Annotated in this window: 18 protein-coding genes and 2 pseudogenes; 13 read left to right on the plus strand and 7 right to left on the minus strand. The window is 62.8% G+C overall.

Features of this window, described 5'->3' with window-relative positions; translation table 11 throughout:
* Positions 1–12: 12 nt before the first annotated feature.
* On the plus strand, positions 13–1,044 hold the full coding sequence (gene tdh, locus B0G77_RS30725; RefSeq protein ID WP_133665643.1) for an L-threonine 3-dehydrogenase: 1,032 nt from the start codon (positions 13–15) through the stop codon (positions 1,042–1,044).
* Positions 1,045–1,076: 32 nt separating this feature from the next.
* Here tdh and B0G77_RS30730 read toward each other — a convergent pair.
* A pseudogene (locus B0G77_RS30730) lies at positions 1,077–1,724 on the minus strand (YceI family protein); the annotation flags it as partial.
* 109 nt (positions 1,725–1,833) lie between these two features.
* Here B0G77_RS30730 and B0G77_RS30735 point away from each other — a divergent pair.
* The 3 genes from B0G77_RS30735 to B0G77_RS30745 all read left to right on the plus strand — a co-directional run bounded on the left by B0G77_RS30735 (position 1,834) and on the right by B0G77_RS30745 (position 3,703).
* The gene (locus tag B0G77_RS30735) at positions 1,834–2,490 is read left to right on the plus strand and encodes a TetR/AcrR family transcriptional regulator (RefSeq protein WP_133665645.1); all 657 of its coding nucleotides are present in this window, start codon (positions 1,834–1,836) and stop codon (positions 2,488–2,490) included.
* On the plus strand, positions 2,487–2,966 hold the full coding sequence (locus B0G77_RS30740; protein WP_133665646.1) for a nuclear transport factor 2 family protein: 480 nt from the start codon (positions 2,487–2,489) through the stop codon (positions 2,964–2,966). The genes B0G77_RS30735 and B0G77_RS30740 overlap by 4 nt, the downstream gene beginning before the upstream one ends.
* Positions 2,967–3,181: 215 nt before the next feature.
* Positions 3,182–3,703, plus strand: coding sequence for a hypothetical protein (locus B0G77_RS30745; protein ID WP_133665647.1), 522 nt, complete (start codon positions 3,182–3,184; stop codon positions 3,701–3,703).
* 576 nt (positions 3,704–4,279) lie between these two features.
* On the opposite strand, the gene B0G77_RS30750 is transcribed toward B0G77_RS30745, so the two are convergent.
* On the minus strand, positions 4,280–5,086 hold the full coding sequence (locus B0G77_RS30750) for a hypothetical protein (protein WP_133665648.1): 807 nt from the start codon (positions 5,084–5,086) through the stop codon (positions 4,280–4,282).
* A gap of 255 nt (positions 5,087–5,341) precedes the next feature.
* Between B0G77_RS30750 and B0G77_RS30755 the strand changes: the two genes are divergently transcribed.
* Positions 5,342–5,995 carry a hypothetical protein gene (locus B0G77_RS30755; RefSeq protein ID WP_133665649.1) on the plus strand — a complete coding sequence of 218 codons (654 nt, stop codon included), beginning with the start codon at positions 5,342–5,344 and terminating at the stop codon, positions 5,993–5,995.
* Positions 5,996–6,589: 594 nt separating this feature from the next.
* Here the strand turns inward: B0G77_RS30755 and B0G77_RS30760 are convergent.
* Positions 6,590–7,393, minus strand: coding sequence for a DNA-binding transcriptional regulator (locus tag B0G77_RS30760; protein WP_133665650.1), 804 nt, complete (start codon positions 7,391–7,393; stop codon positions 6,590–6,592).
* Between the two features lie 263 nt (positions 7,394–7,656).
* Here B0G77_RS30760 and B0G77_RS30765 point away from each other — a divergent pair, with 263 nt between their 5' ends.
* The 7 genes from B0G77_RS30765 (at position 7,657) to B0G77_RS30795 (ending at position 15,755) form a co-directional block, all read left to right on the plus strand.
* Positions 7,657–9,519: a bifunctional 3-(3-hydroxy-phenyl)propionate/3-hydroxycinnamic acid hydroxylase gene (locus B0G77_RS30765; protein ID WP_133665651.1), complete on the plus strand. Its 1,863-nt coding sequence runs from the start codon at positions 7,657–7,659 to the stop codon at positions 9,517–9,519.
* A 1-nt stretch (position 9,520) separates the two neighbouring features.
* Positions 9,521–10,516, plus strand: coding sequence for a 3-carboxyethylcatechol 2,3-dioxygenase (locus B0G77_RS30770; protein ID WP_133665652.1), 996 nt, complete (start codon positions 9,521–9,523; stop codon positions 10,514–10,516).
* A gap of 18 nt (positions 10,517–10,534) precedes the next feature.
* Positions 10,535–11,335 carry a 2-keto-4-pentenoate hydratase gene (gene mhpD / locus B0G77_RS30775; RefSeq protein ID WP_133665653.1) on the plus strand — a complete coding sequence of 267 codons (801 nt, stop codon included), beginning with the start codon at positions 10,535–10,537 and terminating at the stop codon, positions 11,333–11,335.
* Positions 11,336–11,355: 20 nt separating this feature from the next.
* Positions 11,356–12,297 (plus strand): acetaldehyde dehydrogenase (acetylating), encoded by a 942-nt coding sequence (locus B0G77_RS30780; protein ID WP_133665654.1) that lies wholly within the window; start codon positions 11,356–11,358, stop codon positions 12,295–12,297.
* 13 nt (positions 12,298–12,310) lie between these two features.
* Positions 12,311–13,333, plus strand: a complete 1,023-nt coding sequence (dmpG, locus tag B0G77_RS30785; protein ID WP_133665655.1) for a 4-hydroxy-2-oxovalerate aldolase — start codon at positions 12,311–12,313, stop codon at positions 13,331–13,333.
* Between the two features lie 126 nt (positions 13,334–13,459).
* A complete protein-coding gene (gene mhpT, locus B0G77_RS30790) occupies positions 13,460–14,710 on the plus strand; it encodes a 3-(3-hydroxy-phenyl)propionate transporter MhpT (protein ID WP_133665656.1) in 1,251 nt (416 codons plus the stop codon).
* Positions 14,711–14,882: 172 nt separating this feature from the next.
* Positions 14,883–15,755 (plus strand): alpha/beta fold hydrolase, encoded by an 873-nt coding sequence (locus B0G77_RS30795; protein ID WP_133665657.1) that lies wholly within the window; start codon positions 14,883–14,885, stop codon positions 15,753–15,755.
* A 68-nt stretch (positions 15,756–15,823) separates the two neighbouring features.
* Here the strand turns inward: B0G77_RS30795 and B0G77_RS30800 are convergent, their stop codons facing one another.
* Positions 15,824–16,273, minus strand: a complete 450-nt coding sequence (locus B0G77_RS30800; RefSeq protein ID WP_347814212.1) for a hypothetical protein — start codon at positions 16,271–16,273, stop codon at positions 15,824–15,826.
* Between the two features lie 122 nt (positions 16,274–16,395).
* A complete protein-coding gene (locus B0G77_RS30805) occupies positions 16,396–18,333 on the minus strand; it encodes an AI-2E family transporter (RefSeq protein WP_133665659.1) in 1,938 nt (645 codons plus the stop codon).
* A 494-nt stretch (positions 18,334–18,827) separates the two neighbouring features.
* Here B0G77_RS30805 and B0G77_RS30810 point away from each other — a divergent pair, with 494 nt between their 5' ends.
* Positions 18,828–20,030 (plus strand): YbfB/YjiJ family MFS transporter, encoded by a 1,203-nt coding sequence (locus B0G77_RS30810; protein WP_133666950.1) that lies wholly within the window; start codon positions 18,828–18,830, stop codon positions 20,028–20,030.
* A gap of 43 nt (positions 20,031–20,073) precedes the next feature.
* On the opposite strand, the pseudogene B0G77_RS30815 reads toward B0G77_RS30810, so the two are convergent.
* Both B0G77_RS30815 and garL read right to left on the minus strand, forming a co-directional pair.
* Positions 20,074–20,982, minus strand: a pseudogene (locus B0G77_RS30815) (2-hydroxy-3-oxopropionate reductase); the annotation flags it as partial.
* Positions 20,983–21,015: 33 nt separating this feature from the next.
* The gene (gene garL / locus B0G77_RS30820; protein WP_133665661.1) at positions 21,016–21,801 is read right to left on the minus strand and encodes a 2-dehydro-3-deoxyglucarate aldolase; all 786 of its coding nucleotides are present in this window, start codon (positions 21,799–21,801) and stop codon (positions 21,016–21,018) included.
* Between the last annotated feature and the right edge of the window lie 418 nt (positions 21,802–22,219).

Genomic DNA, 22,219 nt, shown 5'->3' on the forward strand with positions numbered 1-22,219 from the left:
CGGGGCGCACACATGAAAGCACTCGCAAAACTTGAACGCGCTCCGGGTCTTACCCTCACGCACGTGAAGAAGCCTGAAGTCGGTCATAACGACGTGATGATCCGTATCACCCGCACGGCGATCTGCGGGACTGACATTCACATCTGGAAATGGGACGACTGGGCGCAGAAGACAATTCCTGTGCCGATGCATGTCGGGCACGAATATGTCGGCGAAATCGTCGAGATGGGCCAGGAGGTACGCGGCTTCGAGATTGGCGACCGGGTATCCGGTGAAGGTCACATTACGTGTGGGTTCTGCCGCAACTGTCGCGCAGGGCGCCGGCATTTGTGCCGCAATACCGTTGGCGTTGGAGTCAATCGTGAAGGCGCGTTTGCCGAATATCTGGTCATTCCGGCCTTCAACGCGTTCAAGATTCCGCCTGAAATTTCCGACGATCTCGCCGCGATTTTCGATCCGTTTGGCAACGCCACGCATACCGCGTTGTCGTTCAATCTCGTCGGAGAGGACGTCCTGATTACCGGCGCCGGCCCGATTGGCATCATGGCAGTGGCGATCGCGAAGCACGTCGGCGCACGCAACGTCGTGATCACCGACGTCAACGATTACCGCCTCGACCTCGCACGCAAAATGGGCGCGACGCGCGCGGTGAACGTATCACGCGAATCGCTGCGCGACGTAATGACCGATCTGCATATGACCGAAGGCTTTGACGTCGGTCTGGAAATGTCGGGTGTCCCGAGCGCCTTCACGAGCATGCTCGAAGCGATGAATCACGGCGGCAAGATCGCACTGCTTGGCATTCCGCCCGCGCAGACTGCAATCGACTGGACGCAGGTGATCTTCAAGGGCCTCGAGATCAAGGGCATTTACGGCCGCGAGATGTTCGAGACCTGGTACAAGATGGTCGCGATGCTGCAAAGCGGGCTCGATCTGTCGCCGATCCTCACGCATCGCTTCCCGGTCGACGACTACGAGCGCGCCTTTGCGACCATGCTCTCGGGCGAAAGCGGCAAGGTCATTCTCGACTGGACCGCCGCCTGATCATTGAGCGATGTACTGCTTGTGGGCGCCTCAGCGCCTGCAAGCGGCTTGACGTATTCCGCCTGAATCCGGACGTGCACGTCGTCGCCCACGGCTGGATACCATGTCGACAGGCCGAACTTCGCACGGCTGAAACGGCCGTCGGCTGAGAACCCGAGCGTGTCCTGTTTTGTTAGCGGATCGGGGGCGAAGCCGTTGAACGTTACCTCGAGCGTGACAGGCTGCGTGGTGCCGTGGATCGTCAGATCACCGGTCAATTTGCCACTCGCGTCGCCTGTGCGCTCAAAACGCGTGCTCACGAACTTTATCTCCGGATAGCGGGACACGTCGAACATATCGGGGCCCTTCACCATCCTGTCGAGCAGCGGAACGTTCGTATCGATACTCCCGGCATCGATCGTGACCGCTACCGCACTCCTGTCCAGACCGCCTTCGTTCCAGTCGAGCTGCGCTGTGGCGCGATCGAAACGCATCGTAAAGCGCGAATATTTGAAGTGATCGATGTCGAACGTGATGCTCCAGTGATGTGGATCGAGCTGGTAACGTCCGGTCGGCACGCGCGCCTCCGTCGTGCTCACCGAATGCGTGACGACCCGCAGCGGCGTGCAGGCCGCCGTCAGGGCGACCGCAGTGATCAATAAAGCGCGCGCAACCGGCGCGCGGAAAGCGGAGGTCCTCATGACATTTATTCCCTCAGTCGATCTTCGTCACACGATAGCGTAAGCCCGCCTGACCAGCAAAATTCATCCGGTACTTGACGACGGAGAATGATCGTTCTACTCTCCGGTCATGGCTACTTCCGATGACAATCTGTCCGCAGCGAGTCCGCGCGAGCGGCTGCTCGAAGCCGCTGAAGCGTTGATCTACGCTGGCGGCATCCACGCAACTGGCGTCGATGCGATCGTCCGCCAGTCGGGGACGGCGCGCAAAAGCTTCTATACCCACTTCGAATCGAAGGATGCGCTCGTCGCCGCCGCGCTGGCGCGGCGTGACGAGCGCTGGATGAACTGGTTCGTAGAAGGAACCTTGCGCAGTGGTAACACCGCGCGCACGCGTCTGATCGGCATGTTCGACGTCTTGCGCGAGTGGTTTTCGTCGGGTGATTTTCATGGCTGCGCGTTCCTCAACGCCGCAGGAGAAATCGAAGCCGCCGACGATCCGATCCGTGTCGTTGCGCGCGAACACAAAGTGCGTTTGCTGCAATTCGTCCGATCCGTATGCGACCAATACGTCGCTACGATCGATCGGGACGCGCACTGTGCTGCGCGGCTGTCACGTAAGTGGCTGATCCTGATCGACGGTGCGATCGGTGTGGCACTCGTGAGCGGCGACGCCGATGCCGCGCTCGATGCGCGCGCCGCGGCCGAACGTCTGCTCGAAGCCGAATCCGCAACCCCTCGCTCGCCTTCACGGCAAGCCTCCACCCGACGTAAGGAAAAGCCATGACTGAACCGGTCGAAACCCGTCCGCCCGTTCCGCCCTTCACACGCGAAACGGCGATCCAGAAAGTGCGCGCCGCAGAAGACGGCTGGAACACGCGCGACCCGGAACGCGTGTCGCTGGCGTACACGCCGCAGAGCGTGTGGCGCAATCGCGCGGAGTTCGTCACGGGGCGCGCGGAGATTGTCGGATTGCTGCGTCGCAAGTGGGCGAAGGAACTCGACTATCGTTTGATCAAGGAACTCTGGGCATCCATGGACAACCGCATTGCGGTGCGCTTCGCCTATGAATGGCACGACGACTCGGGTAACTGGTTCCGCTCGTATGGCAATGAGAACTGGGCGTTCGATGAGAACGGCCTGATGGCGCACCGTCATGCAAGCATCAACGACATGCCGATCCGGGAAGCGGACCGGCTGTATCGCTGGCCGCTCGGCCGGCGTCCCGACGACCATCCGGGTCTATCGGAACTGGGCCTGTAAAAGCTCACCTTTGGCGGACCGTACGTCAGCGAACTGCCATCGGCTCTCCATGATTGTTCTGTCCGGCGGCACGCTGGGCAGTATGCGTGCCTGCCGACCCGAGCGGGTCTTCCTCTTCGCGGGTGCGCGTTGCGGTACAGTGCGCGACGGGTGGCCCATAAAATCACTGGACAGAACATTGATCACGCCGGCACTCGACCGACGGCGGAGAGGACATGCGTTTCTGGCGGGCGAAACACACGATAGTGCGTGCGGCGGTGGCCGTGGCTGCCGCCGGCCTCGCGACGGCGACCACGGCGCGAGCAGCCGAGTGGTGCAAGGGCGGCGTCTGGGTCGACGCGATGCTCGGCTCGTATCACATTAATCCTGATCCTGACGAACACTTCGAGCAGTTCAATCCTGGGCTTGGCGTCGAATGCTGGCTCGGCAACGAATGGGCGCTGACAGCCGGTGGTTTTCGCAATTCGCTCCGACGCCCGTCGTGGTATGGCGGCGGAGTCTGGGCACCCGAATTTGCACACTGGGGCCTCGTGCGAGTCGCCGTGATGGCAGGCATGATCTCCGGCTACAACTATGGCAACTGGGGGCTTGGACACAATCACACGATTGGTCCAGTGGCAGCGCCGATTGTGATGCTCGACTACAAGCGTGTCGGCGCAAACATCATTCTGATTCCGCCGATCCCTTCCGATCATCTTCCGTTCACTTTGGGCTTTCAGGTGAAAGTGAAGTTTTAGACAGGTGACACTGCCACATCGGCGCACACCGCCAAATGCAAAAGACTCCCGCGAATCGCGGATTCAGGCTTACAACGCAGGGTAGGCGCTGAAATTGCCCCACGTCCGCCAGGCGGAACTCGGGAGCGCCGGGCGTGTGACGCACCAGAACGCACGCACCTTCGGGCCACCACCTGGCGTGAGAAGTATCGCAAGTAGCGTGTGCTCACCATGCATTTGATACGCGCTCTTTGGCGGTCGCTGCGTGGCAGCCTGCAACACGGAAAGGTGAGACGTTCCAGGATGGTGAGGAATTCCAGGAGATGCCGCGATATGGGTGAGCGATTCCAGGAGGTGAGGAAATCCAGGAGACACGAGAAATATTCAATACGGTGAGGATTTCCAGGTGCCGGAGCTTCCCCGAAAAGGATGAAGCAACTGGATCGACGGAATGGCACGGTGATGCATTGAGCGTCCGCTAGCTCACCAGAACCGCAATGCATCACGCGAGATGCGCCTGGTCCGACGATCGCATCAAGTCCGTCGCGCCGCGCGATGGGACCGTCGGCGAGTGCCGAACATCCATCCCGGGATGCGTTACTTCGACAGATGCAGGTTCTTCGACAACACCGTGCCCTTTTGCGGGCTGACCAGCCAGATCGCGTGGATATTGGCGTGTAGTGTCGAGGTTCTTGTGGTGATGTCGGTGGGCTCTTCGTTGGTGGGATCGCTGTGCTCGCTCCGGTCGTTCAGGTAGGGCGGAACCAGGCTGCAGATCAACACGACCGCGAAGGCTCCATTCGCTTTGGAGAACGCTGACGGCGGGAGCGTCGCGCGTCCGCGAACGGTGGTCTTTCTTCCTTCGCGGGAATCCAGTCCGATCAGGTCGATATTCTGGATGTATCCCTTGGCCTTCGCCTCAGCTGCCACCACAAGCCCTCGGCCCCGCGGTCCCGTTATCGTCTTTCTGAGCAGAATCACGCCGGGAGTCTCGTCGCCGGATAGATCGACGTTGACCGTCAACAGATGCGTCGTCGACCGGTACAGTATGCCGTAGGGCGCGGGTACGACAAACGCGAGGTCGCGATCGAGCCCGGCTTTCGCCAAATCGGGATCGCGCGGTTTCCTGTGGGTCGGGACGTTGAACAGTTTCTCCACGCGATCGCTCAACGAAGGCGAGTTGGCCTTGCGACTCTCCTTCGCCAGGGCGTCTCTGACCGCAACCGGGTCGTCGCCAACCAAAGGCTGCGCCGACAGGACATCGATAGAGGCAGACGTTTCCGCTCCGCTCGCCTCGGCAACAGGGGCTGTTTCTGATGACGGTCCGGCGTGCGCCGGCAACGACACGCAAGCAAAGACGCAAACGGCGGTCGAACGAATCAGCCTGGATTTCAGATCGGACACGGCAATACCCCTCCCCTGACGAGGCAAGTCTATCGTAACGCCCTGCACGGTCAAGCCGAACGCGATCCCCACGCAGCAATACTTGCCGGTTGTTGCCGCTTCTTGCCTCCCCCGCTGATAGCGCCCGACACGCCGTTGCCGCTCCTTCGATCAGCTATCACCTTCAATCGCCTCGCGCACACGGTATGCCCTCAAGAATTCCGTCGGTTGGGCCGTTATCCCCAGGATCATGTCTACCGTAATACGGAGCCTGGTTTGAACAACAAGAGGCTGGCTTTACCCATCGCCGGAATCGCGTGCGCACTCTCGCTGGGGGGATGCGTGACCTCCGGAGAAGGGCGAGTCGCAGCGCAACCGGCGCGCACAACCGCCGTGGTGGCTGCGCCGATGGTGCCCGGTCCGCCTGTCGCGCCGCCTCAGCCCGTCGTGCGAGAAGAACTGATGCCCGAGCGCAACGATGTCTATATCGCTACCGCGACCGATCGTGACGTCGTCTATCTGGGCGGAGACACGTATATCTGGGTGACGGACGCCGACGGCCGACGCCGCAGGCACTTCTACGCTCATGGCGACAGGCGTCGGGAGGTCTTCCATCGTCGGGATAATCTGCGCTCGGCGATGGTGTCGCGCCGCGAGGTTCATCCTGTCGCGCGGCACGCAGGTGATGACCACCATCTAGAAAAGCCTCACCATCGGGCGTCGATGCGCGCAGCCGCGACGGATGAGCACCGTCAAGAACCAGGCCGTCACATGGCAGCTAACGAACGGGGACATCATCCGGATGTATCGCATCAAGCGGCGCAACGGCCGAACCGTTCGGTGCGCGAAGCGGCGGCTGAAAATCCGGGCGCGGCCCATCGACCTGCACCGGGCGGGCAGCCGGCTGTGAAGACGGTTAGCAAGTCATAGGCGGCGTATCGCGAAGCACGATACGCACGATGCGGAGGAGCCCGATGCATTTGCATCGCGCCTCTTCTGCGGGTCGGTCAGGGCAGGAGGCTGACCGGGCGCACTAACCCCAGGCACATCAAAGGTGAGCTTTTTCGGGGGCGTGCCAGTGATTCAGCAGTGTTGTCTCATCGATACCGGACGCCGCAAGAGTCTTATGAGACTGGACGTGCGCGCCGCCCCGCGATTTCGCCAACGTTGGCTTGGATACCTGATACGCGTTGCGCTGCAGATTGCAGCATCGCTATCTGTCAGCAAAGAGATGCCGCGCTTGTTTATATCTATGGGGTAGCCGGCGACGCGCAAAGGTGAGGAATTCCAGGAGATGGAGTCGCAGATGTGAGAGAGGTGAGCGAATCCAGGAGGTGAGTCAACGCTGTTTTTTGCGAGCACCTTGGATAAAGGTGAGGATTTCCAGGAGTCTGCATTTGCCTGAAACGGTATCCGCGCGAGATTGGCGATCGACGGGCTCACACGGCCTTACCTATGGCGACGACAAGTAGTCGCGTTCCCCTGCCCGAAATGGCGCCTCAAGCCCACGCCTGTTGTGCGAAGTCAAACCTTGTTCTGCGCCGGTTCGGCCTCCAGCGCCGCGACCATCTCTCGCGCGGCGTTCTGCAGTTCGGGAACATAGCGCCGCGTTGCCTCTGCGAGCGTAACCGCGCGCGACAGAAACACCACATTGAGACTCGCAAGCACACGCTCACGCGAGATGATCGCAACAGCGACCGCGCCGATCTTGCTCTGGGCAGCCCAGTCGCCGTGGTTGGATCCGAACCCGTCGGTTCGAACCCGTTTGATGAGACTACGAATCAGCGCATCGTTGGACGCGAGCGCTTTCTGTTCTTCGCCGCCCACGCCCGAGCGCAACAGGTCGAGAATATCTTCACGTTCGGCGTCAGGACACTTCGCGAAATAGATGCGGCCCGCCGCGGTCAAAAGAATAGGCAGCCGCCGCCCAACCATCGACCGGTGAAACGAAAGTTGACTGAACCGGTGCGTGGTTTCGCGGATGATCATCGCGTCGCCGTCCGGCGTCGTCAGGTCCGACGGCCATGCCACGCGTTGCAGCAACTGCCCCATGATTGGCGGCGCGATGGTCGCGATTCGCTCGTCGTCGGTGAATCCCTCGCTTAACGAACGAACGTTGAGCGTCAGGCGAAAGCTGTCGTCCGACGTGCTGCGCCGTACAAACCCTTCCTCTACCAGCGTTTCGAGCAGGCGCCGCACCGTCGTGCGATGCAGTCCGGTCAGATCGCTGATCTGCTGGCTCGTGGCGCGGCCGCTTTCCATCGCGTTAAGGGCCTGCAGCACCTGCAGGCCGCGCGCCAGACCTCGGACGTTCGTGTACGTCGTCACGCAAAAATCTCCTTTATTTTCAATAATGTGCATTCTATGCACATTTTTCAGATTATGTTGAGGCAGCACGGGGCGCGCTCCTACACTCGCCTCAAAGCAAACATTCGAGGAGATGCGGATCGTGGCTGACGAAGCCTTCCACGACCCGCGCAGCCCGCTTCGGTTAATCCGTCGCGCACCGCTGTCTCCCCCGGATTTTCGCTGATCCAGCCCGCAACTGATGCGACCACGGTCCATTCCGGGCGCAAGAACAGGAGACAGACATGACCCCCGCCATCGACATGGCGGCCGGTGACGGCCGCCCCCAGAGTGTGTACACCGATGTCGCCATCGTCGGCGCAGGCCCCGTCGGCTTGATGCTCGCCAACATGCTCGGACTGCAGGGCGTGCGCGTCGTGCTCATCGAGAAGCTGGAACAGATCATCGACTATCCGCGGGCGATCGGTCTCGACGACGAGGCCTTGCGCGTGTTCCAGTCCGTTGGGCTCGTCGACGAACTGCTGCCGCACACGACGCCGAATCACTGGATGCGTTTCACGCTGAAGGGCCGTTGCTTCGCATCGATTGAACCGCGCACCGACGAATTCGGCTGGTCGCGCCGCAACGCCTTCATCCAGCCGCTCGCGGATCGCATTCTCTGCGATGGTCTGGAGCGCTTCGAACACGTGCAGGTCCTGCTCGGCCACAGTGTCGACGGCTTTTCGCAGGACGATGCGGGTGTGACGATCGAGGCAGCGGATAGCACGGGCCAAAAGAAATCGATCCGCGCGACATACATGGTCGGCGCCGACGGCGGCAACAGCTTCGTGCGCCGCACCCTCGACGTGCCCTTCGAAGGCCGCACCAAACCCAACCAGTGGATCGTTGTCGATGTGCGCAACGACCCGATCGGCTCACCCCATGTCTACATGCACTGCGATCCGGCGCGCCCTTACGTGTCGGCGGCTTTGCCGCACGGCATTCGCCGCTTCGAATTCATGGTCATGCCGGGCGAAACAGAGGAAGAACTGTCGAAGCCGCAGAACCTGGCGGCATTGATCCGCAAGGTCGTGGCCGACCCCGACAAGGTCGACTACATCCGCAAGCGCGTCTATACCCACAATGCGCGTCTTGCCAGCACCTTCCGCGTGAAGCGCGTGCTGCTGGCGGGCGATGCCGCGCACATCATGCCGGTGTGGCAGGGCCAGGGATACAACAGCGGCATCCGCGATGCAAGCAATCTCGGCTGGAAGCTGGCGATGGTTGTGAAGGGTTTCGCGCAGGACAGTCTGCTCGACACCTACACGATGGAGCGACGCACCCACGCGCGTTCGATGATCCATCTGTCGGAAGTTGCCGGCGACATCTTCGCGCCCACGAGCCGGTTTGGCTCGCGATTCCGTGACGCGTTCGTGCGCACGTTCAACGTTCTGCCCTCGGTGAAGCGCTATTTCGTCGAGATGCGTTTCAAGCCGATGCCGCGCTACGAATCAGGTGTGGTGTTGCTCCCCGAGAGCAAACGCAAACACGGATTTCTCGCGCGCTTGCTCGAGCGCTCGGGCAACACGGCGCCCGGCCGTCTGCTTGGGTTGATGAGCGAAAAGCGCGAGTCGTTCATTGGACGTCTCGTGTACGGCCGCGATCCCGCCAGTGCTTCGCCCGTTGGACGCATGTTCATCCAGCCGTCCGTGCGGCTCGAAGATGGCCGCGTCGTGCGACTTGACGATGCGTTAGGGAACCGCTTCGCGATGATCGGGTGGGGCGCGGATCCCACCTACGGATTGACGCCGGCAGCGCGTGCGATCTGGGAGGGTCTTGGCGGATGCTTTGTGATCGCCAAGCCCGATACGCAGCTGAGCTTCCGCCACGACGTACCTGAGGGGGTGATCGCCCTCGGTGACGTGGATGGCCGTCTGAAGGACTGGTTCACACGGGTGTCGGAGTCGGTCGTGCTGCTGCGCCCGGACCGTTTCGTAGCCGGCATGTGTTCACCGCAGCGCGTGTCGCAAAGCATTGCCGATCTCGCCGGCAAGCTGGCCTGGGTTGCGGATGCAGCGGAACAAACCGCGCCGGTCGACGTGTCCGTGGCGCGGAACGCGACGCCCGTTTGCGATGGCCCCCTCGTCGCCACGACAGCAGGAGCCTGATATGCCGATTCTTCTCGAATGTCTCTCGCACACTCCGCTGCATGGCTACTACGATCCCGCGCCGCACATCGTCGCGGAAGTGGAGCGCGTGCAGCACGAGGCCCGCGCGCGGGTCGAAGCGTTCGATCCTGAACTGGTGGTGGTGTTTGCGCCCGACCACTACAACGGATTTTTCTACGAAGTGATGCCGCCGTTCTGCATCGGCGTGGCGGCCACTGCAATCGGCGACTTCAAAAGTCTTGCCGGTTCGCTCGCTGTCCCGCAGGACGTGGCGCTCGCGCTTGCCAATGTCGTGCTGGCGAGCGAGGTCGATGTGTCGGTGTCGTACCGCATGCAGGTGGACCACGGCTGTGCACAGGCGCTCGAAGTGCTGACTGGCGGCCTCGACCGCTATCCGGTCGTGCCGGTCTTCATCAATTCGGTGGCACCACCGATGGCGTCGTGCCGCCGTTCGCGGCTGCTTGGCGATGCCGTCGGCCGCTTCCTGTTGCGAACCGGCAAGCGTGTGCTCGTGATCGGCTCCGGCGGAATTTCGCACGAGCCGCCTGTGCCGGAAATCGCGGGCGCCAGCGCGGAAATGGCCGAAAGACTGATTGCCGGACGCAATCCGTCGGCGGAATCGCGCGCAGCGCGGCAGGCGCGCACGGTGGCGGCGGCGAAGTCCTTCACGGCCGGCGATAGCCCTCTGCATCCGCTCAACCCCGAATGGGACCGCTGGTTTCTCGATCTGCTCGCCGCTGGCGACATCAGCGCAGTCGATGGCATGACCAACGGCGCGATCACGTGCCAGGGCGGCAAGTCGGCGCACGAAATCCGCACGTGGATCGCCGCCTTCGGGGCGCTGGCGGCATACGGACCGTATCGGGCCTCGCTCGATTACTACCGGCCGATTCCGGAGTGGATCGCGGGTTTCGGCGCGATGCACGCCTGCCCCGCGGGACAGGGACAGACAGCGCTACACGCACACCCCACTCACATCGCCGCGACGCTGGCGTAGCAGGAACAGGAGAACTTCATGTCTGACAACGAAACTGCGAACGAAACCGTGCTCGCACTTGCCGCCCGGCTGCGCGAGGCCGAACAGTCGAGGCGCACGATCGCCCCCGTGCGCAACGAGATCTCGCCCGACGATGCGGCAATCGCCTACGCCGTGCAGCGCGCGAACGTCGACGCGCGATCCGCCAAAGGAGAACGCATCGTCGGCCGCAAGATCGGTCTGACCTCGCCTGCGGTGCAGCGTCAGCTCGGCGTCGATCAGCCCGACTTCGGCACGCTGTTCGCATCGATGGCATACGGCGACAACGAGCCGATGCCGCTTTCGTCGCTCATCCAGCCCAAGGTGGAAGCCGAGATCGCACTCGTGCTGGAACGCGATCTCACTAAAGACAGGCACACCTTCGCCGATCTGATCGGCGCAACAGCCTATGCGTTGGCCGCGATCGAAGTGGTCGACAGCCGGATCGATAAATGGGACATCCACTTCGTCGACACCGTCGCGGACAACGCATCGAGCGCGATGTTCGTGCTGGGGAGCCGCCCCGTGTTGCTGCGCGATCTCGATCTCGCCGGATGCGCGATGACGCTTTCGCAGGACGGCGAGGTGCTGTCGCGAGGCACCGGCTCCGCCTGTCTCGGCAATCCGCTCAACGCGGCCGCGTGGCTCGCTGACCGGATGGTGCAACTCGGCACTCCGCTGCGCGCGGGCGACGTCGTGCTGACCGGCGCGCTCGGACCGATGGTGGCCGTGACCCGCCCGGGCACGTTCACGACGCAGATCGACGGGCTCGGCAGCGTGCGCGCCACCTTCACCGACTAACGACTCCACCAGGGACTGACATGACATCCACCAAGCTCAAAGCCGCGATCATCGGCTCCGGCAATATCGGCACCGATCTGATGATCAAGATCATGCGCCATGGCAAACACCTGGAAATCGCGGCGATGGTCGGCATCGATCCGGCGTCGGACGGTCTCGCGCGCGCAGCGCGTCTCGGCGTCGCCACGACGCACGAAGGCGTGCAGGGACTCACGCGTTTGCCGGTGTTCGAGGATATCGACTTCGTATTCGATGCGACCTCCGCCGGCGCGCACGTCAGGAACGATGCGTTTTTGCGCTCGCTCAAGCCCGGCATCCGCCTGATTGACCTGACGCCCGCGGCGATCGGCCCGTACTGCGTGCCGGTCGTCAATCTCGACGCGCACCTCGACAGCCCTAACGTCAACATGGTGACGTGCGGCGGGCAGGCGACCATTCCGATCGTGGCGGCCGTGTCGAGGGTCGCGATGGTTCACTACGCGGAGATCGTTGCGTCGATCAGCAGCAAGTCGGCAGGCCCCGGCACACGCGCCAACATCGACGAGTTCACCGAAACGACGTCGAAGGCAATCGAAGTCGTGGGCGGCGCGGACAAGGGCAAGGCGATCATCGTGCTGAATCCGGCCGAGCCGCCGCTGATGATGCGCGACACGGTCTATACGCTGTCGGAGCTGGCGGACCGCGCGAAGATCGAAGCGTCCATCGAGGACATGGCGCGCGCCGTCAATGCCTACGTGCCCGGCTACCGCCTCAAGCAGAAGGTGCAGTTCGACGAAATCCCCGCCGATGCGCCGCTTCTCGTGCCTGGCCTCGGCCGCTTCAGCGGACTGAAGACTTCGGTGTTCGTCGAAGTCGAAGGTGCTGCGCACTACCTCCCGGCCTACGCCGGCAATCTCGACATCATGACCTCGGCCGCGCTCGCAACGGCCGAACGCATGGCCCAGTCGCTCGTGAACGCGTAAGGAGCAGATTGACATGAGCAAGAAACTTTATATCTCCGACGTGACGCTGCGCGACGGCATGCATGCCATCCGTCATCAGTATTCGATCAGGAACGTGCAGGACATTGCCCGCGCGCTGGACGCCGCGAAGGTCGACAGTATCGAAGTCGCGCACGGCGACGGATTGCAGGGTTCGAGTTTCAACTACGGCTTTGGCGCGCACAGCGATCTCGAATGGATCGAGGCGGTGGCGGAGGTCGTGAAGCATGCGCGGATCGCGACGCTGCTGTTGCCCGGCATCGGCACGATTCACGACCTCAAGGCAGCTTACAACGCGGGTGCGCGGGTCGTGCGCGTGGCCACGCATTGCACCGAAGCGGATATCTCGAAGCAGCACATCGAATACGCGCGGGAACTCGGTATGGATACGGTCGGCTTCCTGATGATGAGCCACATGACGACTCCCGAAAAGCTCGCCGTCGAAGCGAAGAAGATGGAGAGCTACGGCGCGACCTGCGTCTATGTGGTGGACTCGGGCGGCGCGATGAACATGAGCGACATCCGCGCACGCTTCCGCGCGTTCAAGGACGTGCTCGATCCGGCGACGCAGACGGGCATGCACGCGCACCACAACCTGAGCCTGGGCGTTGCCAACTCCATCGCCGCGGTGGAGGAAGGATGCGACCGCATCGATGCGAGCCTCGCCGGCATGGGCGCGGGCGCGGGCAATGCGCCCCTTGAAGTGTTCATCGCCGCGGCGGAGCGTCTCGGCTGGAACCATGGCACCGACCTGTACACGTTGCTCGACGCCGCCGACGACATCGTCCGACCCCTGCAGGACCGGCCGGTACGTGTGGACCGCGAGACGCTCGCGCTCGGCTATGCGGGCGTTTATTCGAGCTTCCTGCGCCATGCCGAAGTGGCGGCGAACAAGTACGGCCTGAAGACGGTGGACATTCTCGTCGAACTGGGGCGGCGTCGGATGGTTGGCGGTCAGGAGGACATGATCGTCGACGTCGCGCTGGACCTGAAGCGCGAACTCGACACGCAATCCTGAAGTACATGGGCCGAAGGCGCGCCCGGCGGCGGCGAAGTTTTCGCTTCGCCTTCGCCGGGTGCACGGGTTCTATTCACAGCGTGATCGCCGCCAGAAGCGATGCTGAAAAACTCATTGGAGACTTTAATGAAGACGTCAACGCCGGCCCGCGCAAGCGGTGCTCTCACCATCGGATTGTGTCTTGTCGTCGCGTTACTTGAAGGACTCGATCTTCAGTCAACCGGGGTCGCGGCCCCGCGCATGGCGCGCGAATTCCATCTGGCTGTTGCGCAGATGGGTTGGGCTTTCAGTATCGGCGCGCTCGGGTTGCTGCCGGGCGCGGCCATCGGCGGGCGTCTCGCGGACAAGCTTGGTCGCAAGCGGGTGTTGATGCTCTCTATTGCTCTCTTTGGGATTTTTTCGATTGCGACCACGCAGGTCTGGGACCTCAATAGTCTGCTCGCCGCACGCTTCATGACCGGCCTCGGGCTGGGCGCGGCCATGCCGAACCTGATCGCGCTCTGTTCGGAAGCCGCGCAGCCGCATCAGCGCAGCACGGCTGTGGGCGCGATGTATTGCGGCATGCCGTTCGGTGCGGCGCTGGCCGCGTTGATCGGCATCGTCAGTCCCGGCGACGAAAGCTGGCGACACATCTTTTACGTCGGCGGTATTGGGCCGTTACTGATCCTGCCGCTGCTCGTTGTGTACCTGAAGGAATCCGCGCATTTCGTCTTGGCAAAGTCCCGCGAGATGACGCATCGGGAGTCCCGATCCGGCGTGGCACATGCATTGTGGGCCGAAGGCCGGGCCGGCACGACACTCGGGCTGTGGACGAGCTATCTGGGCACTTTGATCGTCCTCTACTTCCTGATGAACTGGCTGCCGTCGATGGTGTTGAGCCGTGGTCTGACACGCGTGCAGGCGAGCGTCGTGCAGATGATGTTCAACATCGGCGGGGGCATCGGCGCAATCGTCATCGCGAACATGATGGATCGCATCGGCCGGCGCTTCACCGTTACCGGCATGTATGTGGGTATCGCGGTGGCGCTCGCGGTGCTCGCCAGTGCGACCGGCAGCGTGTCGACGGCTTTCGGCGGCCTGCTCGCCGGACTTTTTCTCGTCGGCGGACAGTCGGTGCTGTATGCGCTCGCGAGCACGATCTACCCGGTGCAGGTACGTGGCACCGGTGTAGGCGCGGCGGTGGCCGTGGGTCGGTTTGGCTCGATCCTCGGTCCCCTGATCGCAGGCCAGTTGCTCGCAACCGGGCAGAGCGCTTCGGTGCTGGTGATCGCAAGCATCCCGTTGATCGTGATCGCGGCGATTGCGGCGCTGCTTGTGATTGCACGGTTCTCGCGTGGACAGACGATCGCCACTGCGCACCAGCCCGATCACGCATAGCGAGCGGTTGGGTTCGCGTTCTTTCGAAGGGCATCGGGCGCAAGGGCGAAGGCGCGATGGCTCTGGATGGCGGCAAGAAATCGACTCGGGCAGGAAGAGGAAACACCGGTCCTGCCGGCTTCGCCCTGACAGGCATCAACCTGCAGCATCAACTCGAACAAGGAAACATGAAATGACAGACAGTACACAAGCACTGAGTGAAGCGGCAACAAGCAGGTTCGTCCGCATCAAGGATGGCGATCTCGACCTGCAATTGCACTACAACGATGCCGGGCACGGCGACGAGACGGTAGTCATGCTGCATGGCTCCGGACCGGGCGCGAGCGGTTGGGCGAACTTCAACCGCAACGTCGATGCATTCGCCAACGCAGGCTATCGCGTCATCCTGATGGATTGCCCGGGCTGGAGCAAAAGCGATCCGGTCGTCTGCAAAAGCTCGCGCTCCGAACTGAACGCCCGAGCTTTGAAGAGCCTGCTCGACGCGATTGATGTGGGTGGACGGGTTCACATCATCGGCAACTCGATGGGGGGACATAGCGCCGTGGCCTTCGCGCTCGCTTATCCGGAGCGGGTAGGCAAGCTGGTGCTGATGGGCGGTGGCACCGGCGGCCCGAGCCAGTTCGTGCCGATGCCGACGGAAGGCATCAAGCTGTTGCAGGGCCTGTACCGTGAGCCGACGCTCGAGAACCTCAAGAAGATGCTGAACGTCTTCGTGTTCGACACCAGCACGCTCACCGACGAACTGATGCAGGCGCGACTGGAAAACATGCTGGCACGCCGTGATCACCTCGAAAATTTCGTCAAGAGTCTGGCGGCCAATCCGAAACAGTTCCCGGACGTCGGTCCCCGCCTCGGAGAAGTGTCCGCGCCGACTCTGGTGATCTGGGGACGTGACGACCGCTTCGTGCCGCTCGATGTGGGTCTACGTCTGACCTGGGGCATGCCGAACGCTGAACTGCACATCTTCAGCCGCTGCGGCCACTGGGCGCAGTGGGAACATGCCGACAAGTTCAACCGGATGGTGCTGGATTTCCTGCGTCATTGAGTAAGACTGCGGTCGCAAGCCCGACAGGGTACGACCGCGCATCGTGTGGCAGCGAGCGTCGCCAACCATCACTTGTCTGACAGATGGGTGGTCAGGAAGGCACGAAACTTGTTCTGCGTCGGGACGATCTTTTCGACGCAGTCGTCATAGTCTCCCCCTTGCGATTTGTCCATGCCGTACATGCCGCGGCATTGCGCATCGAGGGTGATCGTTGCGCCGCTGCCCTTCCTGATTCGCGTGGCCGAGTAGACGGGTTTGCCTGAGCGGGTCGGCACGTCGGATTCGATTGCAACCTCATCCGCCCGGATCACCGACGTCGACGTGTTCTCCTCGATGTAGCGCTTCGTCAGCGCCCAGGCCTTGTTGCACTGTGCCTCGTCGCGGCACTCTACCGTGGCGTTCCGCTGTGCGGTGTCCAGGTTGTTCTCGGCGCGCGAAAACGCGTTGTCTTTCTCCGCCTGCTTTTCGGCAGACATGCAGCCGGTGAGTGCAAGCGCAGCCAGCGCGACGGCGATCATCGTTTTCACAGATTGGGCTCCCGGACCAGATCCAGATTTGGAGCCCGATTATAGACACTCGGACGAACGGTCCACAGTTACTGTACGTGACCGGCGCGGGCCGTTTCATGCGGTTACCACACTCACGCAACGCCCCGCGCATCCTCATGATGCGGCTTCGCGGCCGCGGCCAGCCGACATTCCTCGATCAGCCCGCGAAACGTCGTCGCGTTGCGGGTGCTGTGGACGAGGCCGGCATCCGTGGTGTTCTCCAACGATCGGCCAAAGCCCGTGATAATCGTCGCCGGCGTCTTTCGGCCGGTTATGCGTCGCAGAAGATTGCGCAGATACGGCGGCGACTCGGCTGCGTCGAGCGTCACGACGCAGATGATCGATGGGCTTCCGACATCAGGCGTACTGGCGTGACCGTTGCGGAAGCGCTCGTAAGTCGTCGGGGCGCACGCGATCCCCCGGCGCGCAAGCAGCTGGACGACAATCGCCGCCGCCAGCGCGTCGAATGCGCCTCGTCCGGAGATGCACAGGACGAACGCGTCGGGCGTTGGTTCGGACTCGCCTGCTTCGCGGGAAACCTCGCCATCGAGCCGGGTTACATGACCCGCTACGGGCTCCGCTCCAGGTACGCCGGGCGGCTCGGCCGGCGCAGACGTATCGGGTGCGCCTTCCACCGTTTCGAGATTTTCGACGATATCCGCGAGCGCCTCGTTGATCCGCGCGAGCTGCTCTGAGGTCAGCACGCCGCGCAGCGCGTCGTTGCGGGCGAGGCGCAGCCCCTCCAGTGCGACATGATCGTAATAGTCGACGAGCGACATCTCTCCCAGCAACCGGTCCGCCTGCACGATAGCTTCGTGGGGATCGTCCGCGAGGAGGCGTTGATAGAAATTCTGCGCGGGCGTGAGCGCGGGCTGATCGCCCAGCAGGATGGTCAGGAAATTCAGCCGGTCGGCGTAACGGCCGAGCGTGACGACGCACAGCGTCAGCGGCGTCGATAGCACGAGGCCGACCGGACCCCATAGCCAGCTCCAGAAAATCGCCGCGACGATCACGGCAAGCGGCGACAGCCCCGACCGATGGCCATATAGCAGCGGCTCCACGACCTGCCCGGCCACCAGGTCCACCACGACGAACAGCACCAGCGTCCATACGGCCATCGTCCATTGCGGCTGGATAGCTGCCGCGAGAGACACGGCCAGCACGGCCGCAATCCAGATGCCGATGTACGGGACAAAGCGCAGCAGCGCCGCGACGACACCGAACAGCAGCGCGCCCGGCACGCCGAGCAGCGCAAGGCCGACGGCGATGACGGCCCCCACGCTCAGATTGAGGCCCAGTTGCGCAACGAAGTACCGGCTGAGACGGACCGCCGCGTCGTTGATGGCGGTAGTGGTGCGATGCAGATCTCTGGATCCGAACAGGCTGATCAGACGATCGCGCAGATCTTCGCGTTGCAGCAGGATAAAAATGGTCACGACCAGCACGATAAAGGTCGTTTCGAGCGGCGCGATCACGGGTGAGAACGCGCGCTGCGCAAGCTGCAGCGGCGTAGGGGAGGGCTCATGAACCTCGACTGGCGCAGGTACCGGCGGCGCGTTCTTCGCGGCACGTCCGGTAGGCCGCGGCATGTAGGGCCGCGAGGGGGCGACGCGTTGCAGCGTCGCCGCCGCCTTGCTCAGCAGCACATCGGCGCGGCCGACCGTCTTTTCCTGAACCGTCTCGATCTTTTGCTCGATGGCCACCTGGTACTGCGGCAGATCGGCGGCGAGCTGGACCACCTGCGCGCCGATCAAGGCGCCGACGCCCAGCAATACACACAGCGCAAAGAGCACGGCAACGAAAATCGACGGCAGCTGTCCCACGTGCAGACGCCGCAACGTGTTCACCAGCGGCGCGAGCAGAAAGCTGAGCAGCACCGACAGCGTGATCGGTATCAGGACGGCCTGGGCGAAATACAATCCGCAGACAACGACGACGCCCGTGATCACCGATGCCAGACCATGCAGGGTCGGCGCGCCGGGCGGATAGACGCGGTTGGAATGTTCTCGCGGCGGTAAGGGGAGTTTCATGGTCGTACGTTCGAGGTGGCAGGGCGCGGCATGGTAATGGCAGGAGCGCGACATAACGTCGCGGCAGGGAGCACTCAGCGTACACCGGGGTGTGGTTGTAGCAATGCACATGCCCGGCGCGTACGCGGCCGGTTCGCGCTTCGTGGGGATAGTATGGACCATGCGCTCCGATCGAGCCGCTGACGCGGTAGCGATTATCCCGGCAAAGCAACCCAATCCGGCGATTCGCGTATTGCCGCGAGCCCCTCTCGCTCGATGTGCTGCTCCCCCTGTTAAAGCAGATGCTGCCATAAGCGCCAGAGGTGAGAGCATTCGGGAGCCGGTGCCGGCCATTTTCCGGTAACCTGCGATGTGCTTTTTCCCGATCAATCTGAATGTGCGAACGTTGTCGCGATACCGGTCGCGATATCGCGAGCGGCTCCGGTGGACACAAACAGGACGTGACCGATACTCAGGCATCCCCTCTTCACGCCCGCGGCGGGCAGACAGACGCCATGCGCACCGCGCAGCGAAGTCAGACGCTGATGCTTGCCGCGCGGCTCTCGCTGGGTAGCGCCATCGCCCTCGGGCTTGCGCGGTTTTCCTACGCACTCCTGCTGCCGGCGATGAAAGTCGATCTGGGCTGGAGTTTCGCGCAGGCGGGTGCAATGAACACCGCCAACGCACTCGGCTACCTGCTGGGCGCGCTGGCGTTTCCGCGTCTCTCGCGCCGCTGGTCGGCGGGGGCATTGTTCAATGCCGGTTGTCTCGCTACCGCGTTGCTGATGGCGACGGACGGGCTACTCTCCGATACGCATGGTTTGCTCGTGCAACGAGTGGTCACGGGCATTGCCAGCGCCTTCATTTTTATCAGCGGCGGCGTGCTGGCGGCGCGGCTTGCGTCGGCAAGCCCACGCGATGCCGGGCTCGTGCTCGGGCTGTATTACGGCGGCACCGGGTGGGGCATCGTGGCGTCCGCGTTATTGGTTCCGGTGACGATCGTCGGTGCCGTGCACGGTTGGCAATTTGCATGGTTCGCACTGGCCGTCTCCTGCGCGGTGTTCTCGATCATCGCGATCCTCGCCGTACGAAAGATCGAGGACCACGAAGCCGCGCCGTCTCCTGCGCGCGCCGCATCCGCTGCTACCCGCTCCCATCCGACGTGGCCGCGGTTTGCGCTGGCGCTGGCGGGCTACGGTCTCTTCGGCGTGGGCTATATCGGGTACATGACCTTCATCGTCGCGCTGCTCCGCAATGCCGGCATGAGCGCGGTAGTGGTGACAGGGTTCTACGTGCTGCTCGGCGCGGCGACGATCGTGTCGGCGAGACTCTGGTCGAGCCTACTGGATCGCGTGCGCGGCGGTCAGGCACTGGCGATTCTCAACGCGTTGCTCGGACTGGCAACGCTGATGCCTGCGCTGTTCACGCAGCCGCTGGTTGCGTTTGTGTCAGGGGTGATGTTCGGCGCGACGTTCCTGTCGGCCGTTGCCTCGACGACCGCGTTCGTCCGTCACAACCTGCCAGCCGGTCATTGGGCTAAAGGCATCAGCGCTTTCACGATCGTGTTTGCGTTCGGCCAGATCGTCGGGCCGATGGTGATCGGCTGGGTGTCGGATGGCGCGGGACTCGCGCGCGGACTGATCGATTCCGCGCTCCTGCTGGGCGTGGGCGCTGTGCTGGCGGCCTGTCAGAAGCCGCTCGACGCACAGGGTGACTGACCGACGAGGCGCTGGGCCGCGAGCCTCGCGCCCGTCACGAGTCTTACTTTTGCTGACCGATTTCGTGATTCGCCAGGATCTCCAGCGCGCGGACCATCGCCGAGTGATCCCACGCCTTGCCGCCGTGCGCTACGCACGCGTTGAAGAGCGCCTGACACGTCGCCGTATTCGGCAGCGATACACCGAGCGATTGCGCCGTCGATAGCGCAAGGTTCAAATCCTTCTGGTGCAGTTCGATACGAAAGCCCGGGTCGAAGGTGCGTTTGGTCATCCGTTCACCGTGCACTTCCAGAATCCGTGATGAAGCGAAGCCGCCCATCAATGCTTCACGCACGCGCGCCGGATCGACTCCGGCCTTCGACGCCAGCAGCAATGCCTCGCCTACCGCCTCGATCGTCGCGGCGACGATCACCTGGTTCGCCACCTTGCAAACCTGTCCTGCGCCGACGTCGCCGATCAGTGTGACGTTCTTGCCCATCATGTCGAAGAGGGGCTTGACGCGGTCGAAGCTCGCCTGCTTGCCGCCGACCATGATCGTCAGCGAGCCAGCCTTCGCGCCGACCTCGCCACCTGACACCGGCGCGTCCAGATACTCGGCCCCATGCTTCTGCACGCGCGCGGCAAACTCGCGCGTGGCCATCGGCGAAATCGAACTCATGTCGACGACGGTCTGGCCTGGGCGCAGTGCGTCTGCGAGCCCCTGTTCATCGAACAGCACGCGTTCGACATCCGGCGTATCCGGCACCATGATGAAGATCACGTCCGCGTGGGCGGCGACGGCTGCGGGGCTGTCGCACGCAACGGCGCCAGCCTGCTTCAGGTCGTCGGGCACGCCGCTGCGCGTGAAGGCCGCGAGCGACACGCCATTCTTGAGAAGATTCGCGGCCATGGGCTTGCCCATGATGCCGAGACCGATAAATCCTGCTTTCTGCATGTGATCCTCCGTTCGTTGCCTGGCCTGTCGAGCTTTCCCGCTCGCCCCAGCTTACTCGTGAATGAAATGCTTCTGGACCGCCTGCGCCGCGCCCCTCAACAGACCGAGATCCGCGCAGACGGCGACGACCCGACAGCCCATCGACAGATAGCGTTCCGCGTCGGCCTGCACCGGCGCGAGGATGCCGCTCGCCTTGCCGCCGGCGCGCGCGCTCGCGAAGATGCGCTCGATGGCCTGCTGCACGTCCGGATGATTCGCGTTGCCGAGATGTCCGTACGCGGCCGCGAGATCGGACGGTCCGACGAACACCGCGTCGACGCCTTCAACCGCGACGATTTCATCGATCGCTTCCACGGCCGCGCGACTCTCGATCTGGACGATGACGCAGATGTTGTCGTTCGCGACGTCGAGATAGTTTGGCACCGTGCCATAGCGGTTCGCGCGATGTCCGACCGACACACCCCGTACGCCATGCGGCGGATAGCGTGTCGCGGCGACGGCGCGGCGGGCGTCCTCCGCACTGTCGACAAACGGAATCAGGAAGTTATAGAAACCGATGTCGAGCAGCCGTTTGATGCCGACGTTTTCGTTGCACGGCGGCCGCACGACCGGCGCGCTGCGGCTGTCCTTGAGCGCCATCAACTGGGGGATGAGCGTGTTGACATCGTTGGGTGCGTGCTCCGCGTCGAGCAGCAGCCAGTCGAAGTTCAACACGCCGAGGAGTTCAGTCACGATCGGGCTGGCTAGCGACGACCAGCAACCGATCACGGTCTCGCCGCTCAACACCGACTTGCGAAATCCGTTGGGTAACGGCTGATAAGGTGAAGACGCTGTCATTCTCCGTTCCTCCAGATGGGGCTTTCCGAAAGCCAGCCCGGTCGGGCGGCGATGGGCGCAAAGGTGTCACGATTGCAAATCAAAATCTTGATTTGTTATCGGTCGTCGTATGTCTTGTCGAGTAGGTTATACCGTTTTATGCCGCAGCCAACAGGATGGTTAACCCTGATAAGTGCGGATTTAAACGGCATTTTATTTCCGGATGAAGGTTCTCTTGTTGTACGACGACTGATATTTATATGGAACAATCGCGACCTGACCATGTGTCCAGGCCGCGGTTGGGCAATCGTCCGCAACTTCACCCATCTTAGTTCCGGGCGTGCGCCGCTCCAACGCGGCGTCGCGCTGGTTTCCGCCGGCGCCTGTCATTTCCCGCACATCCTCGCGACGAAAGCCATGAAACATCACGCCGGAGGTG

Origin of the sequence: Paraburkholderia sp. BL10I2N1 (genome assembly GCF_004361815.1) — a bacterium.
GTDB lineage: Bacteria > Pseudomonadota > Gammaproteobacteria > Burkholderiales > Burkholderiaceae > Paraburkholderia.

Excerpts from the sequence above, each read along its gene's own strand:
- tdh (WP_133665643.1), top strand. The coding sequence starts at position 13 with ATGAAAGCACTCGCAAAACTTGAACGCGCTCCGGGTCTTACCCTCACG.
- B0G77_RS30735 (WP_133665645.1), top strand. The coding sequence starts at position 1,834 with ATGGCTACTTCCGATGACAATCTGTCCGCAGCGAGTCCGCGCGAGCGG.
- B0G77_RS30740 (WP_133665646.1), top strand. The coding sequence starts at position 2,487 with ATGACTGAACCGGTCGAAACCCGTCCGCCCGTTCCGCCCTTCACACGC.
- B0G77_RS30745 (WP_133665647.1), top strand. The coding sequence starts at position 3,182 with ATGCGTTTCTGGCGGGCGAAACACACGATAGTGCGTGCGGCGGTGGCC.
- B0G77_RS30765 (WP_133665651.1), top strand. The coding sequence starts at position 7,657 with ATGACCCCCGCCATCGACATGGCGGCCGGTGACGGCCGCCCCCAGAGT.
- B0G77_RS30770 (WP_133665652.1), top strand. The coding sequence starts at position 9,521 with ATGCCGATTCTTCTCGAATGTCTCTCGCACACTCCGCTGCATGGCTAC.
- mhpD (WP_133665653.1), top strand. The coding sequence starts at position 10,535 with ATGTCTGACAACGAAACTGCGAACGAAACCGTGCTCGCACTTGCCGCC.
- B0G77_RS30780 (WP_133665654.1), top strand. The coding sequence starts at position 11,356 with ATGACATCCACCAAGCTCAAAGCCGCGATCATCGGCTCCGGCAATATC.
- dmpG (WP_133665655.1), top strand. The coding sequence starts at position 12,311 with ATGAGCAAGAAACTTTATATCTCCGACGTGACGCTGCGCGACGGCATG.
- mhpT (WP_133665656.1), top strand. The coding sequence starts at position 13,460 with ATGAAGACGTCAACGCCGGCCCGCGCAAGCGGTGCTCTCACCATCGGA.
- B0G77_RS30795 (WP_133665657.1), top strand. The coding sequence starts at position 14,883 with ATGACAGACAGTACACAAGCACTGAGTGAAGCGGCAACAAGCAGGTTC.
- B0G77_RS30800 (WP_347814212.1), bottom strand. The coding sequence starts at position 16,273 with ATGATCGCCGTCGCGCTGGCTGCGCTTGCACTCACCGGCTGCATGTCT.
- B0G77_RS30805 (WP_133665659.1), bottom strand. The coding sequence starts at position 18,333 with ATGAAACTCCCCTTACCGCCGCGAGAACATTCCAACCGCGTCTATCCG.
- B0G77_RS30810 (WP_133666950.1), top strand. The coding sequence starts at position 18,828 with ATGCGCACCGCGCAGCGAAGTCAGACGCTGATGCTTGCCGCGCGGCTC.
- garL (WP_133665661.1), bottom strand. The coding sequence starts at position 21,801 with ATGACAGCGTCTTCACCTTATCAGCCGTTACCCAACGGATTTCGCAAG.